This window comes from Cohnella cellulosilytica (assembly GCF_042431195.1).
GTDB classification, from domain to species: Bacteria; Bacillota; Bacilli; order Paenibacillales; family Paenibacillaceae; genus Cohnella; species Cohnella cellulosilytica.
This window is the reverse complement of sequence record NZ_JBHMDN010000020.1, coordinates 96245-114207: the sequence shown is the minus strand read 5'-3', so window position 1 is coordinate 114207 and position 17963 is coordinate 96245. Positions and strand designations below refer to the sequence as shown.

The 17963-nt window shown below is 55.7% G+C and carries 11 protein-coding genes; 2 read left to right on the top strand and 9 right to left on the bottom strand.

The features are described 5' to 3' along the window. Window positions 1-20: 20 nt before the first annotated feature. From ACFFT4_RS15715 to ACFFT4_RS15675, 9 genes are all read right to left on the bottom strand, one after another. The gene (locus tag ACFFT4_RS15715) at window positions 21-2828 is read right to left on the bottom strand and encodes a beta-galactosidase (RefSeq protein WP_378049159.1); all 2808 of its coding nucleotides are present in this window, start codon (window positions 2826-2828) and stop codon (window positions 21-23) included. A gap of 304 nt (window positions 2829-3132) precedes the next feature. Further along, window positions 3133-3975: a carbohydrate ABC transporter permease gene (locus ACFFT4_RS15710; RefSeq protein WP_378049157.1), complete on the bottom strand. Its 843-nt coding sequence runs from the start codon at window positions 3973-3975 to the stop codon at window positions 3133-3135. Between the two features lie 8 nt (window positions 3976-3983). Further along, on the bottom strand, window positions 3984-4880 hold the full coding sequence (locus tag ACFFT4_RS15705) for a carbohydrate ABC transporter permease (protein ID WP_378049155.1): 897 nt from the start codon (window positions 4878-4880) through the stop codon (window positions 3984-3986). 72 nt (window positions 4881-4952) lie between these two features. Then, a complete protein-coding gene (locus ACFFT4_RS15700; RefSeq protein ID WP_378049153.1) occupies window positions 4953-6323 on the bottom strand; it encodes an ABC transporter substrate-binding protein in 1371 nt (456 codons plus the stop codon). A gap of 4 nt (window positions 6324-6327) precedes the next feature. Beyond that, on the bottom strand, window positions 6328-8361 hold the full coding sequence (locus ACFFT4_RS15695) for an alpha-amylase family protein (protein ID WP_378049151.1): 2034 nt from the start codon (window positions 8359-8361) through the stop codon (window positions 6328-6330). Between the two features lie 270 nt (window positions 8362-8631). Beyond that, window positions 8632-12138 carry a cadherin-like domain-containing protein gene (locus ACFFT4_RS15690; protein WP_378049149.1) on the bottom strand — a complete coding sequence of 1169 codons (3507 nt, stop codon included), beginning with the start codon at window positions 12136-12138 and terminating at the stop codon, window positions 8632-8634. A gap of 156 nt (window positions 12139-12294) precedes the next feature. Next, complete coding sequence (locus ACFFT4_RS15685) at window positions 12295-13365, bottom strand: response regulator transcription factor (RefSeq protein WP_378049147.1); 1071 nt, start codon at window positions 13363-13365, stop codon at window positions 12295-12297. Continuing rightward, window positions 13340-15160: a sensor histidine kinase gene (locus ACFFT4_RS15680; RefSeq protein ID WP_378049145.1), complete on the bottom strand. Its 1821-nt coding sequence runs from the start codon at window positions 15158-15160 to the stop codon at window positions 13340-13342. Before ACFFT4_RS15680 ends, ACFFT4_RS15685 begins: the two co-directional genes overlap by 26 nt. Before the next feature lie 44 nt (window positions 15161-15204). After that, window positions 15205-16095 (bottom strand): LysR family transcriptional regulator, encoded by an 891-nt coding sequence (locus tag ACFFT4_RS15675; protein ID WP_378049144.1) that lies wholly within the window; start codon window positions 16093-16095, stop codon window positions 15205-15207. A 120-nt stretch (window positions 16096-16215) separates the two neighbouring features. Between ACFFT4_RS15675 and ACFFT4_RS15670 the strand changes: the two genes are divergently transcribed. After that, window positions 16216-17127, top strand: coding sequence for a sulfite exporter TauE/SafE family protein (locus ACFFT4_RS15670; RefSeq protein WP_378049142.1), 912 nt, complete (start codon window positions 16216-16218; stop codon window positions 17125-17127). Between the two features lie 81 nt (window positions 17128-17208). Further along, window positions 17209-17922 (top strand): SGNH/GDSL hydrolase family protein, encoded by a 714-nt coding sequence (locus tag ACFFT4_RS15665; protein ID WP_378049140.1) that lies wholly within the window; start codon window positions 17209-17211, stop codon window positions 17920-17922. Window positions 17923-17963: the final 41 nt, after the last annotated feature.

The following is a 17963-nucleotide window of genomic DNA, read 5'->3' as shown; positions in this document are numbered from 1 at the left end:
CGGCACCTCCTCCGGAATGGTCAGGCCGGTATAAAATCGAGTTGTTCAAGCAAGCCGGCCGCATTCGGATCGACCGCCTCGAGCAGAAGCGACAGCCGTTCCCCGGAGCCGCCGTCGCCGAGCCAGGGGCCGGGAATCCAGAACGAGCTTGCGTCTCCTCCCCGCAGGGTCGGGCGCTCCTCTCCCCCTTCGAGCCAGAGGCGCGAGACGAGGCGGTCTCCGACCAGGACGCTCAGCTTCAGCCCGGTTCCGCGAACGCGGACGCGCCAGCCTTCGGCGCTCGGAGAGGCGGGAAGCGGTGCGAACAGCCAGCGCATCTCCCCGGGTTCCAGCCGGCAGGGCCATTCGGCGGCTTCTCCCGCCGCTCCGGCGGACCGGTCGCGCGCTTCCGCCGCGAGCTCCCGCTCTCCCGCCCCGGCGAGCCTCCACTTCCGGGCGGCATTCCCTTCGTAGACGACGACGTCCCCCGCTCCGGCTTCCGTCGTGCGCTCCAGAAACACCGCGAGCAGCGCGGCCTCGCCGGGAACGACATACGGCGTAATGTCCAAGTAGGGATCGTAAGGATCGGCCTTCCCCGCATCGGCGCCGTTCACGAAGAGGCGAACGCGGCCCTGCAGCCCGCGAAAATGAACCGTCCACGAATCGGCGTCCCTCGCGGCCGGGAACGACCGTCTGAAGCATTCCAGCGCCGGTCTCTCCGCGGACAGCCAGCCGCCGAAGCCGGCGATCGTCCAGGAGCGGTCGTCCAGCTCCGCGTCCGCCCATTCGGCGAGCCGTTCCCGCTGCGCACCTCTGACGTATCGCGTGCGCCAGTTGCCTCCGAGCCGGTGAACCTCGGCGACCGACACGACGTTCTTCAGCCCTTTCGCGGACGCGAGATCAAGCCCCGGCAGACGGGCATCGTGGAAGTTGGAATGCCCCCAGATTTCCGCGCGGACGGTCAGCCTGCGGACCGCCGTCTCCGGAGACTCCACGTAACGGTCGGACCCGCCCGGAACGAAGGTTCCGCGGTAAGCTCCGTCGGCGTAGAGCGACAGAACGTCGCTCGCCCGGCGCAGCAGCCAGCCCTTCCGCTCGCCCGCCGCGGCTTCCCCGAGCTCGGCCTCGTACCAGGCGCAGCCCCGGTAGATGCCCTGCTTCTCCAGGAAGTCCGGGCGCGGAATGGAGCGGAATTCGGCTCCTCCCGGCGGAGCCGCCGGATCGGCCGCGGCCGTCGTCCACCGCAGCCCCGTCGGGACGGGCAGGTCGGCGCCGGGCTCGCGGTTCCGCGTCTCGATCTCCCCGTCCGCTCCGATCCGCTCCGCCTCCAGAGCGGTCCGCCTGTCGACGATGACCAGCCTCAAGCGGGCTCCATCCGGCGCCTCGGCGCGAATCCACGCCGGTCTTTGTTCCCCGAAGGAGAAGCGAATTCGGCCCGTCTCGTTCGCGAGCTCGGCTTGCTCCGTCTTCCAGGCGAGCGCCTCGGCGCATCCGCCGAGAGCCAGCTCTCCCGCCCCTTCCGCATGGAACGCGAGCAGAAGCCCGTTCTCGTCTTCCCGGCGCAGAAACAGCTCCGCGGTCGAATGAAGCAGCGTTCCCCACCCGGCGATCGGCACGTTCGCGGGCAGCGCGACCGACTCGCCCGCCGCCAGGCGGAGAGGGACCTCCCTGCCGTCGGGAAGCCGCAGCGGAACGGCTTCGGCCCGCTCCGTCCCTTCCCCGGACGGCTCGCCCGCATGGTGCAGGAAGACGAGCTGCCCTCCGCGGCTCAAGCTGAGCGCCCGGGGGCCCAGAACGGCTTCGGGCGCGCCGTCCCCCAAGCCAACTGCCGGGGCGCCGGTCAGCGGAACCGCTTCGGCCAGCGACTCGCCGTAAGCGTCGATCAGCCGGCTTAGGAGTCTGCCTTCGCAAGCCTCCGGACGGATACGGCCTTCGGGCGAGATCATCCCTCCGAAGTCGTAGTCGGAGGTCAGGAAGGCGAGCGGCTCGCCCCAGTTGTTGGTCGCGTTGGAGAAGCCGAAGTCCGTCCCCGATACCTGCAGATAAGGACCGAGCAGCTTGACGCCGCAGCCCAGCAGCCTGCGCAGCAGGAAATGGGAGCGGTTCGTCTCGGTCACGAGCAGCGGATAGTTGCGTTCCGCAAGCCGCTCCCGATAACGCAGCACCTTCTCTTCGAACTCGGGGTCCCGGTCGTGCGGATAGAAGTTGCACGCCGGAACGACGCCTTCCGCATCGCCCGTCGCTTCGAAAAGCCCGCCTTGCCCGGCACAGGCAATGAGCGGAACGTCGATGCCGTGCCGCAGCGCCATCTCCCGCAGCGCCTTCATGTAACCCGCGGGGTCCTGGCAGCCGTAGAAGTCCAGCTCGTTCTCGAGCTGCACGCAGAGAATCGGGCCGCCCTCCGACAGCTGATGCCGGCGGAGAATCGGCAGAATCCGCTCGTACCAGCGGGACGCGTGCCGCAGATAGCGGGGATCGTTATCCCTCAGACGAATGCCGTCCTCGGCGAGCAGGTAGGCGGGCAGGCCGCCGCCGTCCCACTCGGAGCAGATGTAGGGACCCGGACGGGCGACGGCGAGCAGACCGGCCTCGCGCACCGCGTCCAGGAAAGCCCCCGCGTCGCGGTCGCCGTCGAAGCGCCATTCCCCTTCCGACTCCTCGTGGTAATTCCACGGAAAGTAAACGTCGACGCAATCGTACCCGTGCGCCCGAAGCGCGGCCAGCCGCTCCGCCCACCGCTCCCGGGGGATGCGGAAGTAAAAGACGGAAGCGCACAGCACGATTTTCGCCTGACCGCGAATCCGAAGAGCCTCTTGTGACAACTGAACGGGAGCAACGCTGGGCAGCATTCGTTTTCCTCCTTCTTTCCCGAAACCCGATATCCCTTTCAGGACAAGGCCTCTCCAACATCGATTATATGAAACCCGTTTCATGAATCCGGTTACATATTGTCGAAATAACAAGGATGCTGTCTTACGAAGCATCCGCGGTCATTCCGAATGAAACGGGTTACATCCATAGAAAAGCGCTTTCATTTAGAATATAATCTGCCTTTTCGTTTCTGTCAATAGCTTCCTTGGATTCGCTTTACATTTTTTTCGCAAGAGACGCCGGATCATGCGATCCCGGCGTCTCCCTTTTGCAAAGCTGCTGTTATCCCTTTACGGCGCCGCTGGCCATCCCCTTCTCCAATTTCTCCTGAAAAAAAACATAAATGAACAGAGTCGGCAGCATCGTCAGGAAGATAGCCGCCATCGCCGTTCCGTAATCGTTGCTTCTCTCTCCAAAAAACGCAAGCAGCCCCATCGTAATCGTTCCCAATTTCTTCTCGGTAATGAAAACGAGCGGAAAAATCAAATTATTCCACACCTGAATGAAATTAAAAATGGTGACGCTGGCGATCGCCGGAAGGGATAATGGAAATATGACGTAACGAAGCACCTGGAGGGTGGAACCCCCGTCCATAATGATGGCTTCTTCGATTTCCGCGGGAATCTCCCTCATGTAATTGGCAAGAATCAGTATCGTCAGCGGAATGTTGAACGCGGTATACAGCAAGATCAACATCGGGTAGTTATTCATTCCGCCCAGCATACCGAAGAGATACGCCAGCGGGATGATAATCGCTTGGATCGGGATCATCATTCCCGCGATGAAGAACAAATGGAAAATCCCTCTGGCCTTGAACACGAATTTGGACAGGGCATAGCTGGCCATCGCCCCGAAGATCGCCGTCAGAATTAACGACGCTGCCGTCAGAAAAAACGTGTTTAACGTGTACCGCCCGATATTTCCCAGCCGCCATGCCGTAACATAATTCTCGAATTTAAACTGCGTCGGAAGAGAAGTGAACGACTGGAAGATTTCCGAATTGCTTTTTAACGAAGAAATCAACGAGAAATACAGAGGATAGATATCGGCCAGGGCGAAAACGCCCAAAAACAGGTAAATGCTCGCATTAGCGATCCGCGACTTGTTGATCCTCAATCTGCTCATCTCTCTTCTCAAAATTCAGCGGCCTTTTCCCTTCTTGTTAATCGCAGGCTTATGGCCGAAATAAGGATGCTCAATACGAAAATGACGGTGGCGATCGCGCTGCCCGAGCCGTAGTCGTTGTACCTGAAAGCATTATTGTACATAAGCAGGGCGGGAACGATCGTCGAGCCGTTCACGCCTCCGTTAGGCGTCAAAATATACACCGTGTCGAAAATCTTCAGCACGCCGGTCACGACCAAAATAATCGATACCTGCACCGATCCCCATATCATCGGAAGCACGATCGAACGAATTTTCCGAAAGCCTACCGCCCCGTCGATTTCGGCGGCCTCAAGCGTCGATTTCGGCAGCGCCGACATAGCGGAAAGGCAGATGATCATATAGTAGCCGATGCTTGTCCAGGTCGATACGACGATGACGCTTCCGAGAGAGGTGACGGGATCCATCAGCCAGTTGCGCTTCAACTCCGGCAGGCCCAGAAAGTTAAGGAATTGGTTCAGCACTCCTTGATCGGCGGGAAAATAAATGAAATTCCAGAGCAAGGAAACGGCCGAAATCGAAATGATCATCGGGATTACGAATGCCGCTTTGAAAAACTTTACGCCCTTGGTTACTTTGTGGATCGCAAATCCCAACGCGAACCCGATCGGAATCTGGGACAGCAGGCTCCAGAATACATAGACGAGAACATTAACCAGGGATTTCCGGAACAAATCGTCGTAAAACAAAGCTTTATAGTTGCTTAGTCCCACGTACTTGAGCGGCACGCTTTGAATGCCCGGCCATTGGTGAAAAGAGAAAAAAATCGTCATGGCCACGGGTACGATAAGAAAAAATAAATAGACAGCAAGGGCAGGGAATAGAAGCAGCGCAATGCTTTTTACGTTTTTCCTGTAACTGTTCACCCTAACCTCCACGTTGTAGGGCGGAACCGTTCACTCCGTTCTCTTGAACGGTTCCGCGGCTTGAATTCGCGTTTATTCGGCCGAAGCGTCGTACTTGTCGATTTCCTGCTGAATGCCCTTGGCGATATCCTCCGCCGACAAGGCCAACATCATGTCCAGAATTTTATTGCGGGACACGTCGACAAGGGAAGGCGTCGTATCGTATTCGAAATATTCGCCGCCGGATTTCTGAATGGTCGACGTATAAGCGATCATGTCCTTGAATATTTGCGGAGCATCGGCCGCCGGGGTAACGTCCTTGCTCGGCGCGATGCGCAAAATATTCATTCTTTCCTGAATGGCTTCCGGTCTCGTGATATATTTCAGGAATTTCACGCTTGCTTCCTTCTCCGCGTCGCTCATCGTTCCGCTCAGCATGAGGCTGGAAGTATAGACGACCCGGGTATCCTTGAATTCCGGCTTGTCCGTAAAATAAGGAAACGGGAAGAAGCTGATGTCCTCTTTGACGGGAGAATCGGAGGCGTACAAATCCGAAATAAAGGGACTGCTGTGCGAGATCATCGCCGTCTGACCGTTGATGAACTGCGTGAATTGCGTATTGTAATCCATGCCCTCGAAGCCGTCGGCGAAAGCGCCCTTCTCCTTCAGATCCTTGACGATCTGCAGCGCTTCTATCACGTCGGGATCCGTCCATTTCTTCTCGTGGGTCCCCAAATCCATGACGCCGTCCAGGCCGATCCGTTTGAACAATACGTTGTTGAAAATATGGCCCATCACCCAAGTGGCCTTGCCTCCTACGCCAATGGGCGTAATGCCTGCCGCCTTCAGCTTGCCGATGGCTTCGTAAAATTCGTCCATCGTTTCCGGCGGATTCGCGATGCCCGCTTGTTCGAACAATTTCTTGTTGTAAAACACGCCGTCGACGTTCATCTCGTTGTTTAAGGCATAGATGCCCGGCACCCCGTATTTATCCAGACGGTAGGCTTCCAATGGACCGTCGATGAATCCCTTTGTCCATTCCGGATCCGCGTCCAGAATTTCCGTAAGGTCCATAATAACCCCGTTTTTCGCCCATTCGCTCAGGCCGGCAATCGCGGGATAGTAGAAAATGCTTGGCGTTTCCCCCGTCGAGATGGCTACTTTGAGCTTATTGTTGTAAGCGGCTTCGTCGTAAATGGAATCGTTCTGAACTTGGATAGAGGGGTTTTGCTGCATGAACTCCTCGATTTGCTTTTCATAGATTTTCGCCATCGGATCGTCTCCGCTGTTCCGGCTCATGAAAACGATGCTGATCTTCCCGCCGTCCGGCGTTGTGCCGGAGCCTCCGGCAGGCGGTACGCCGCCATCCGACGAAGTGCCGCTATTGTTTGACGAACTGCATGCGGCCAAAAAAACGAATACGAGCACAAGCGCTGCGCCGCTGATTTTTTTCAGACTTTTCATAGGGTTAAAATGGCCTCCTCTGGATGGTTTGTTCATTTTCGAATTGGATGGAGATCATCCGATGTCCGCGAATTTCCGGAACGGTAAACGTCAGTTGGTCCCCGTCAAGACGGAAGGGCAGCTCCCGCTGCTCCGGCACGGCGCTCAGGCCGGTTACGGGACCTGGAACGGTAACGGTGACCTGAACGTTGTGCAGCGGAATAACGTCTTCGATAATCTCCAGCGTGTCGCACTTCTTCTCCGGAATATAATGCAGCAGGTGCAGGACCCAGCGATTTTCCTGCGGCTGCCCCATGAGCGAAGCGTTAACCGTGGACGGACCGGAATGTCGGACCAGCGGCTTCGGCAGCAGCCTGGACAACGCATTCCGGACCAGCTTCTTGTACCATGCGGGCGCATTGTGCTGATACTGGGTAAACACCGGGTGGATAAAATAAACGGCGGACTCCGTGCTCACGATCGCCGGGTAACCCGCTTTGCCCGACGAGGGAGAGTGCAGATGCGAGCAGAAGTGCTCCCAGGTCCGGTTGAACACGGGCACAATCGCTTCCTGCAGCACTTCGGCTCCGTGACGCGCCTTGACTAACGCGCCTTTGCTGTACATCGCGTGTTCGGAAGGCGGAAGGCCTTCCCCCATCGGGCCCTGCGGCACGATAAAATCGGGACTGAACGGCGCGTCCCCCAAATATTCCAGACCCAGGGAATCCATCGCGAATGCCGTTTCTTCCTCGTTAAGACCGGACTTGTGGGAGACGAGCAATTTGCCGCCCTTGCTCACGTAATTCTCAAGCTTCTCCGCCAAGGCCGCGGATACGGGAATCACGTCCGGCAAAATTAACAGCTTATACCTTTCGAACGCCGATTCGCTGTCGATAATATCGTATTGATGCGCCAGCTCGTTCAGCATCCGGGCAACGCCTTCCGTCGCTTTGGGAATGACGCCGACGCCGGCCTCGTAAAACTCCTCGGCGGTAAACACCCCGATTTCCGTTACCGCCGCGGCTCCTTCGCACCACGGCTCTTTCCGCTCAATGTCGGCATAAATCGCGCCTATCTGTTCGTACATATAGGGGTTAAGCTTTCCGGACGGATCCAATTGATCCCCGATCGTGCACTTCGCCCCCTGCGCGATCATCGAGTAGCATTCGAATTCGAGCGCGGCCTGATTCCGAAACGAGTGGAAATCTCCCCATTCCGTATGGAAACGTCCGGTTAGTCCCAGCACCTCTTTGCCGAAATTCCGGTTGTACTTCACCGAGACGGGGAAATCCATGTAGCCCCATTCCCCGCCCGGAAGGGATTCGAAGGAATAATACGTATACGCCTCCTGCACGCCTTTCTCCAAAGTGCCTACATGTCCCTTGTTGTAGAAAATGTTATAGTCCGGGTTAAATTTCTTCGCGAAGTCGGACATCTCGTTTACGAACCGATAGTGGGAAATCACGCTGAATTTTTTCCGGTCTTCTTTATCGGTGGGGTCCAGCCCTTCCTCCTGCATGAGCCGGATGCACGCGGAACAGGAGCATTCCGTGACGAAAGCCGCGTCGAACCACACCCCGGCGGCAGGAATCGTCGCCATGACTTCTCCGAACTGCTGCTTGAGATAATCTCTATAGCCCGTGTTGACGCACAGATTTTTGTAAAATCCGGCTTCGAAATACGACTTCCCCTTAAAATCGTCGAGTTCTCCCTTGTCGTTGATGCATATCCATTCCGGATGCCGATCGGCCACCCACTTGTCCCAGCACACCGTCGTGTACAGGTTAATATGGATATCCCGCTTGCGGCAGGCCTCCGCCTGGTCTCTAAGAAAATTCCGATTGGCCAGATGCGGATGAACCCGTTCCGGAAACCGCTTGGAATCGTAATACAGCATACCGTGATGGCATCGGCTGAACAACGTGATCGAGTTCACCCTGCTGTTCTGAAGAGTTTGCGCAAACTCTTCGGGATCGAACCGCGATCCGATATCGCGGATGAGCTCGCTCGTGTGAAAATCCAAATGAATTTGTCTCGATCTGATTTCGTTTCGCGCCATGACCGTCCTCCTAATCTCTCGATGCAACCGGTTGCCAACTAAACATATCGCAATTTCACCCCTCTGAGAATGTAATCGCTTTCGATCGTTGGTAAATTTTTTGGATCAAAAAAATTTTATTAAACAGAAGCACACAAGCAACAGCCCTCAAACCGCTGAAGAAAGCGGCAGAGGGCTGTTGCTGCACATAACGATGGCTCCCCCTAGGGCCTCCTCAAGGTGTTTCCCGAGTGTCCGCCTCGTATCAACGTCTAGGGGTATGTTCAGGTTTTATGTCCTGTTACTTACTCTAAGCAGGATGACCGCCGCCTCGGCACGAGTGGCGGTATCGTTCGGAACGAATTGGTTACCGCCGCGGCCGCTGACGATGCCAAGCTTGCGGATTTCTTCCACCGCGCCTTTCGCCCACACCGGGACGTCCGCATCATCGGCGAAACCGGTGGATGCCTCGCTACCCGCCGGCAGGCGCATTGCCCGCGCGATTATCGCCGCCATCTCCGCACGGGTAATCTTCGCGTTGGGGCGAAAACTGCCGTCGTCATATCCTGCGATAATCCCGGCCTGTACCGCCAATGCCACGGCTGATTCCGCCCATCCGCCAATTTGATCATTATCGGTAAATAGGAGCGCGGCATTCCCGTCTTCCAAATGCAAAGTCCTGACGAGCATCACAACAAACTCCGCGCGGGTAACCGAATGATTCGGTTTAAAGGCGCCTCCCGGATAGCCGTTAATAAATCCCTTTTCCACCGCTTCTTTAACGGATCGTTCTGCCCAATGGCCATCCATATCGTTGAAAGACCGCCGCGGGGGCTCCGGCTTGTTCTGCTCCGCCTTCTCGCGCTCGATCGTTAGCGAATTGTTGTTCTGTGCATCGTCTTCTGCGATCACATTGTCCGGGCCGATATTAGCTCCCCCGCTGCCGCCTTCGTAACGGTTACCATTATCGTTATCGTCATTGCCGCTAGACGCCGCACGCACGATTTCCAGATGATACGTCTTCGCGCTTCCGTCCTCCGCCGTAACAACGATATCGATATTGTTGTGCCCGGTATGCAAAGCGATGGAAGCGGATTGTGCTCCCGCCGTTGCCGCCGCGCCATCCATGCTTACCGCCGACAGTCCGGAAGCGGCATTTGCCGTCACAATTATATCCTTGACAGCATTTCCGACCGATACGCTGTAATTTGTCTGATCGGCCGAGAATGTCGGCGACAGCGTACCACTGGAAAGCGCAATACCTATCAAATCCGCATTGGCGTTCAGCGCTGACACTTCAACGTTAACCGAAGCGCTCTGGCTGCCGTAGACTGCCGTCAGCACGGTCATTCCAGCCTGATCTCCGGAGATCAGGCCAGCGGATGCAAGACTGGCAATTCCCGTTGGATCAAAAGTGTAATGACTAAGGGCCGTAATCCTTTCTTCATGGGTATCCGAGTATGTCAGAATGACAGAAAACGGAACCGTCTCACCGACTTTCAGCTTATAAGCGGGCTGGTCAAAGCGGAGTCCTGTCGGTTTGGCCACAACGTGCACGACTCTGGTTTTCGTCTCCGCGGCGTTCCCCGCAAGATCGACGGCGCTATAGCGTAAAACATAATCGCCAACCTTATTCGCATACACACTGCCGGTCACAGTTGCCGTTAGCCCCGCAGCGTAATTGTCCGATACTTCGACACCCGGATCGGTAAAGGAGCTTCCGTCATAAATGGATACTTCGGCATCCCCGATCAGGGTTAGGATTGGCGCTGTTTTGTCAATTTGAATCGTTGCCTGCGCGGTCATTTCGCCCAAATTTCCAGAAGCGTCGGTTTGTCTCGCGAACACCCGATATTCGCCCTCTTGATCGAAGAACAACGGGCCCGTGTAGCTTTGCCAGTCCGCATCCGAATCAACGCCTATCCGATATTCGATGGAGGCCCCGACTTCGCCGTAAACGGATGCGGTAACCGTCGAATTCGTCCATCCCGTCCGGCTCAGGTCGATGGTTGGCGCGATCGGAGGAACATTGTCGTATACCGCGATAGATACCGTAGCCGCTGCCGAACTCATCTGGCCGTCGTTCACATAGTAGGTGAAGCTGTCATTTCCGAAAAAGCCTGCATTCGGCGTATACGTAAACGAACCATCCGCATTCAAGATGAGGCTGCCGTTTCCGGGACCGTCTTTGATAACAGCCAATAGCTCGTCGTGATTGGTATCTATATCCGAATCGTTGGCCAACACCCCATCGCCTGCTGCTGCGATGAGCCGAGTATCCTGGGCCGTGTGGTAATCGTCCGCGACGGCAACCGGAGCGTCGTTCACCGGATTGACGGTCAGGTTCACCGTCGCCACATTCGAATCCGCCGTCCCGTCATTCGCTTTGTATGCGAAGCTGTCGGAGCCGTTATAATTTGCGTAGGGCGTATAGGTAAAAGAGCCGTCAGCGTTCAGGATCAACGTGCCGTGCGAGGGATCGACAGCGATGACGGCAGTCAATGTATCATGATCGGCATCTGTATCATTTGCCAACACCCCAGGGGCACCCACGGTTAGCACAGTGTCTTCGTCCGTGTTGTATGAATCCTCGGCTGCGACCGGCACATTGTTTAATGTTGTAAAATCGATCTTCATGGCACTTGCTTGCAGATTTCCCGCTTCATCTTCAGCAACAGCATACAGGTCATAATCGGTGAGCGGCTTCAAGCCCGATAAATCCACATGATCGGCAAAGCCGGCTCCAGCTTCGTCTACCCTGATTGAACCGTAGACTTTTGCCTCGGCATCTTCATGGTCATGCCCCGCTCGCACCTGAGACGAAGCCGGCTCCGTCGCCTCATCATTCACAACCGCGTAATAAACGGTTCCCGCAGCATTTAACTGCACCGTTAATATCGCGCTGTCCGTCGTTATGCCTGAAAGCGAAGGGAAGCCGTCTAAGAAATCCGGCGGTACATCATCCTCTACAGCAATCGAAAAAGTCTTCTCAACATATAAACCGCCGCTATCCGTGGATCGAATTCTGACGCTATAATCCCCCGCCGCCAGTCTGGACGCGTTGTTCGCCATAAGTTGATCGCCTGAGAGGTTAAAGTTTTCGTTATCGGCGTCCCCTACTCCGCTTACAAGTGAATAATCAAAGCCGGAGCCTCCATTCTGGTCCGAAGTCGACAAACTCCCTACCACGGCATTCGCACCTTGGCTTTGTCTCACATTGGCTTTACTCAGCGCTATATTTGTTGGAGCGTAATTAATACCGTTAATTGTAAAACCCATCAAAGTAAAATCACGCAGAGCGCCGCTCAGCTTTTCTACTGTGATTGTAAACTTTGAGACCCCTGTCAGTCCGCTCAAACTTTTGTTGTATTCATCCCAATCGGAATACGTTTTGTCTGCTGGTTCATCCGTTGTATCAAATACAATACTGCCAACCTCGCCGTTCGAAATATCCCAACCTGTAATAGTCACCCTAAATGTACTTAACGCGGTTGGTTTTTTAGCGCTAAAATGGATTGAATTCAGCGTAAAAGTCCCATTGAACCCTTCGCCAGTCTCGATCGTCACACTTCCCGATGCTTCAGAGCTGTTAAAAAATCTTCCTTTAGGGGCAAGAAAACTGTATGCCATTGACCAACTTTGCACAAATCCGTTCGTTGAATCATACCACCAGCCCTCACCTGTAAGATCCTGTTTGGTTTTCACTGTTGCCGCCTTTACCTGCTCGTCTACCAGCATCGAACCTACCAGCATCAACACGATCATCAACAAGCCAAACTTGGTCATTTTCAGCCTCATCGTACGTTTTCCTTTCTACAGTCTCGGGATAAAAAGCGTTCGATATCTCATCGCACAATTAACAATCCTACCATTCCAGTATGTCGGGAAGATGTTGTAGAGCGCCTCTTTACAGACTTTCGAAAAAAAAAGCCGGCGTAGTCGCCGGACTTTGATCTATTTTCTGCCCATATATTGGGTCGGAGTGACGCCGTAGTAGTTTTTGAAGGACTTGCTGAAATAATAGGAATCGCTGTAACCGACCTTCTCCGCCAGGACGGCGAGCGTAGACTTCGGATCGCTGTCTATCAGTTCCTTGGCTTTCTTCATCCGAACGGTCAGAATATAGCTGCTTAGGGAAGTGCCGCCGTCGTTTTTGAAAATATTGCTTAGGTAGCTTGCATTTAACCCGACGCTTTCCGCGATTTGCGTTAAATCCAGGTCGCTCCGGCCGTAATGCGTTTCGATATACCGTTTCGCCTCCTCTACCTTCTTCGCCGCGGGAGGCTTGGCCAGAGCGCTGACTTTCTCCAGATGAATGCAGAGAAACTCTGTGACCGCGCGTTTGATTTCCGTAAGCGAACCGCATCCGTTCAGCCGCTTGAAGAGATCGTCCTTTTCCAGATGAAACGTCTTGGCCTTCGCCCCTCTCTCCTCCAGATATTCCGTATACAGAAGAAGCAGATTCACGGAGGTGAAGACGGCAAGCTCTCTGGTCGGACCGGTCTCCTCGATCCCGCCGAAAAGCTTCTCGATTTTGCGGGTCAATCCTGCGGAGTCGTTCATTCTCAGAATCGAGAAAAGCTCGTCGCGATGGCCGGCAAGCTCGCGAATGATTTGCGCTTGTTCGACATAAGCAAACCGGCTTTTCTCCTTCTCGATTTCGGACTGGGCCTTTTTCAATTCCTTGACGAAAATCGCGGGATCCAGCGGCTTTAACACGTAACCGACGACTCCGATTTCCAGAGCCTCCTTCGCGTATTCGAATTCCCCGTACGCGGTAAGGATGATGATTTGACAGGAAGGAAACCTGCTTTTGATGTTTTTGGAGGTCTCGATTCCGTTCATCCGCGGGATATTGATGTCCATGACGACAATATCCGGCCGGTGACGCTCGCAGAGCTGAATGGCTTCGATTCCGGTTTCGGCTTCCGCGACGACCTGCATGCCGTGGCTTTCCCAATCGATGAGCTGGTTCAGGAATTGCCTCTGCAGCAGCTCGTCATCCACGACCAGAACTTTCAACATAGCTGTAGGCTCCTTTGCCGTATATTGAAGGTAAACGAATCGTAACGCTCGTTCCCCGGCCGTCAACGCTGGAGATCGCCACTCCGTAGGAATGGCCGAAGTACAGTTTGATTCTTTTATCGATGCTGCGAATCCCGAAGGAGGATTTCCCCTCTCTGTCTCCCGTCCCGTTCGTTAATCGATGAATGGTCTCCTGCGGCATCCCGATTCCGTTATCCTCAACCTGCAGAACGATCTCGTTGCCTTCCGACCGCCCTCTGACCGCGATCCGTCCGGTTCCGTCCTCCGTGTTTTTGATGCCATGGTAAATGGCGTTCTCGACTATGGGCTGCAGGGAGAACTTGACGATTTTTTTGTCAAACAAATCCGGGGGGAAGTCCAACTCGTATTTGATTTTATCGCCGTATCGTATTTTTTGAATCTGGATGTAGCTGCTGATGTTCTCGATTTCGTCTTTGATCGAAATGATCTCTTCTCCGCTGCTGAGGACGGTACGGTAGAACGAGCTGATCGAATTGATCATCGTCAACGCTTCGTCGTTGCGATTCATGGCAATCAAGGAACAGGCGCTGCTCAGCGTATTGTATAGAAAATGGGGATTAATTTGCGCCTGCAAGGCGGCAAATTCAAAATGGCTCTTGTTGCGCTGTTCGCTCTTCACCTGCTCGATCAGCTCCGTAATTTGCGCGATCATTCGATTGAACACGGTGGACAACAAGCCGATTTCGTCGTTGGACTGCGTCGGAACCCGAATGTTGAAATCCCCCGAACCGAAGCGCTTCATGCTCACCGATAGAACCTTGATCGGCTTCGTAATGTTGGCCGTCAAGTACTGCGTAAGGGCAACCGCGATAATCAAGGCCAGAAATCCGATCACATAGATCGTAGCGATGATTTGGTCGCCCACTTCCGTCAATTCCTTAAGGGGGATAATGCCGAACATCACCCAGCCCAGCTTGTCCAAGGTAGTGGTGGTGATCAGATAGCGGCCCGTTTCGAACCGGAATACTTTGCCTTTGCCCGGATGATCCACCGCCCATGCAAAGAACGATTCCGTGCCGATATTCTCCTTGAACACGCCCGTTAGCTGGCCATCCGAACGGATCTTGACGTTCCCGTTCAGGTCCGACACCAGATAGCTTCCTCTCTCTCCGTAGTTCAGCTCCGAGAAATGATCCGTCAATATGTCGCCGTCAATATCGATCGCCACATTGCCGATGGAAAGCCCCGAAGTGTAGTCAATGACGGATTTGGCGAAAGTGATGCGCTTGTCTCCGAGCCTCGAGGCTTGCGGGTCGTAGAAATCATACCAGGTTTTGCGCGGCTTTTCCTCCTGAATCATTCGGTATACCGCCAGTTCCTCCTGAATTCGGGTACGGATTTTATTCGTCGTCACGACGTCCAGATTGTTCATAATGATTGCAATGTTGCTGAATTGGTTATACGATTTGGTGCTGTCGAGGAAGTCCAAATAGTTTTCCACCATGATTTTCTGATTCATTTTATCCACGGCGTTAAACGAATTCATGTTTTTAAGCAGCAGTTGGACTTCCGAGTCGGTAATGATGATATTCGATAATTGTTCCGTGCTTGCAAACAGCCGCAGAAGGTTGTTGGATACGATATCGAATTTCTGCATGTAATTTTCCGTCGTGGTCTGCGTCACGGTTCTGGTTACGAGAAAGCGGGTCGAGAAAATCAAAGCCAGCACAAGAAAGCTGATGATAATCACGCTGCAAACGATGAATTTGTCCCGGATCGACATCCCCGCATACTTTCCTTTAAGCCAGCGCAAATCCGCTTCCCCCTTTTTTCAAAAAGCTCCGGTCCGTTTAGTCGTCAGGAAGACGCGCCGTTCTGGCTGAACTCGATCAGGTGCTCGCGAAAAAGCGAAGCGGCCGGCGACAAGGCCCGATTCCTCACCCACGCGAGACCGATCGCGCGATGCAGGGAACGATCGGCCAGCGACAGCGCGGCAATGTCCTTCATCGCCACTCCGTCGATTCGCGGCAGCAGGGCGATCCCGAGATTGGCGGCGACGAAGCCGAGAATGCCGATCGTCTCCTCGCCCTCGAAGATCACCCGGGGCTCCCGGCCGTTGTCCAAAAACAGCTTGTCCAGCAGCGTCCTGCTGCTGAACCCCGGCTTCAAAGCGATAAACCTCTCATCCGCAATTTCCGCGAATTCGATCGATCGGCGGCCGGCGAACGGATGGCTTCGATGCACGAACACGAACATTTCCTCCGTCCACAGGCTCCGCCAAGCGATTTCCGGCGTCGTGTCGGCCACCGCCGAGAGGCACAAGTCGACCTCCCCCCGCCGAAGCTGCTCCAGCATGGCCGCCGTCGCGTTCTGGTGCAGCTTAAAGGAAACCTGCGGATACCGCTCCCGGAAGCTGCCGAGCAGCCGGGGAACGAAGGCGATCCCGAGGGATTTCAGGAAGGCCAGCGACACTTCTCCGAACTGCATTTGCCGCATGCGATGCAGCTCCAGCTTCGCTTCGTCCATCTCCTGCAAAATTCTCGCGGCCCTGGCGTAAAACGAGCGGCCATAATGGTTTAACCGGACGGTTCGCCCCTGTCTGTCGAACAACTCGACGCCCAACTCCCGCTGCAGCTTGGCCAGAGATCGACTGAGCGCAGGCTGCGAGACGGAAAGCCGCTCCGCCGCTTTCGTGAAATGCTCTTCCTGCGCCGCCGCGCGGAAATATTCAAGCTGCTGCCACTCCATCCGGACATCCTCCTTTTTCCGATGCAATTATAACATCATTATACTGCAAATGATGCATTTCACTTATCTCAAAAGCTATGCTTTACTAGGACTAGGTTTGAAAGGAGATGGCTTGGCTTCATGCTTGTGCAAGTCGCTATATCGATGCTGGCGATCGGATTGCTGCTGGGCTTCGTCGGAGCGGGCGGCTCGGGGTTCATTATTTCCATTCTGACGGTCGGCTTCGGCTATTCGATCCACACCGTGCTGGGAACCGCTTTGCTCGCTATGCTGCTGTCGTCGCTGTCCGGAGCGTTCAGCCATTACAGGCAGGGCAATATGCGGCTTGGCATCGGCATCATCGCCGGAATCGGGGGAGCCGCCGGCGCGTGGTGGAGCTCCGGGCTTGCGGTGGACATTCCCGGAAGGACGCTGGGCATGCTGACCGCGGGAATGCTGATTTTGTCCGGGGCGGCTCTATGGGCGAGGCTGCGTTATGCGGCGCGGCGCGACTCGGTCGCCGAGTCGACCGAGGAGGCGGGTAGAGGCCTGGCTTCGGCTGACAGCGATGCGGTCGCCGAGCAGACCGGGAAGGCGGGTAGCGGCTTGGCTTCGGCCGACGACGATGCGGTCGCCGAGAAGACCGGGAAGGCGGGCGGCGGCTTGGCTCAGGCCAATGACGACCCGCTCCGAACGCCGCGAAACCGGCTGTATGCGCTCGCTATCGGGATCGCGACGGGCACGGCGTCCGGCTTGTTCGGGATCGGCTCAACCCCGTTTATCCAGCTTGGCCTGATCGCCGTGCTCGGCCTGTCCGCGCGTCTGGCCGCGGGCACGACGATGGCGATCATCGTCCCGATCGCGCTTGGCGGCGGGCTCGGCTACTACCGGACGGGCCACCTCGATCCGTGGCTGCTGGCGGCGGTCGCTCCCAGCATCATGCTCGGCTCCTATCTGGGCGCCAAGCTGACGGGGCGTGTTCCCGTGCAATGGCTGCAAAGAGCGATCGTCGCTGTACCGATAACGGGCGGACTGATTCTGCTGATCGGCTGAGCGTCTGTCCGGATTGAATTGACGAAGGCCGGGCGAAACCGCGGGACCTATTCTACTCACCGAGAAGAAAGGATGTCGAACATGAACTTGACGGATTGGAAGCAGCGCCCGGAAATAGCCAGGCGGATCGTCGCCTTTGGTTCAAGCAATACGGCCTTAAGCGCGGAAAACGAAGGACGGCTCAGCTGGGTGGAGTGGCTGCTTGTGCAGGCGCGAGAGCATCTCGGAAGCCACGTCTCCGTCATCAATCAAGGCGTTGGCGGAGAGACGACCGATCATCTGCTGGACCGAATCGGACGCGACGTCGAACCGTTATCGCCTTCGCTGGTCATTGTGACGATCGGCGGCAACGATACGGTTACGGAAATGCCGCTGGAGCGGTACAAAACGAATTTGCGACGAATCTGCTCGAGCATTCGTTCCCTCGGCGCCGAGCCGGTGCTCCAAACCTATTACTGTCCGGATTACGAGGACAGCGGGATAGCCGGCATCCGGCCGCGATTCGAAGGCACTATGGATGCCGTTCGGGAAACGGCGGACGAGCTAAAAACCGTTCTCGTGGATCAATACTTGCATTTCGAGCCGCTCTATCGGATCGACCCGGCCGATTATCGCAAGCTGATGCGGGATTGGCTTCATCTGAACGCGTATGGAAATCTGGCCATGGCTCGATATTTGCTGAACAGTCTGGGGCTGCCGCCTGCGACTCCTCCAGGGAACATGGAACCGGAAGCAAGCCGCCTGCTTCGTCGATTGGAGGCAGCCGCGGAAAGCCATCCGTTCCGAACAAGCTGACTGCGCGGGGAGCGCAGCGCAGGTTACGGCACGACAAACAA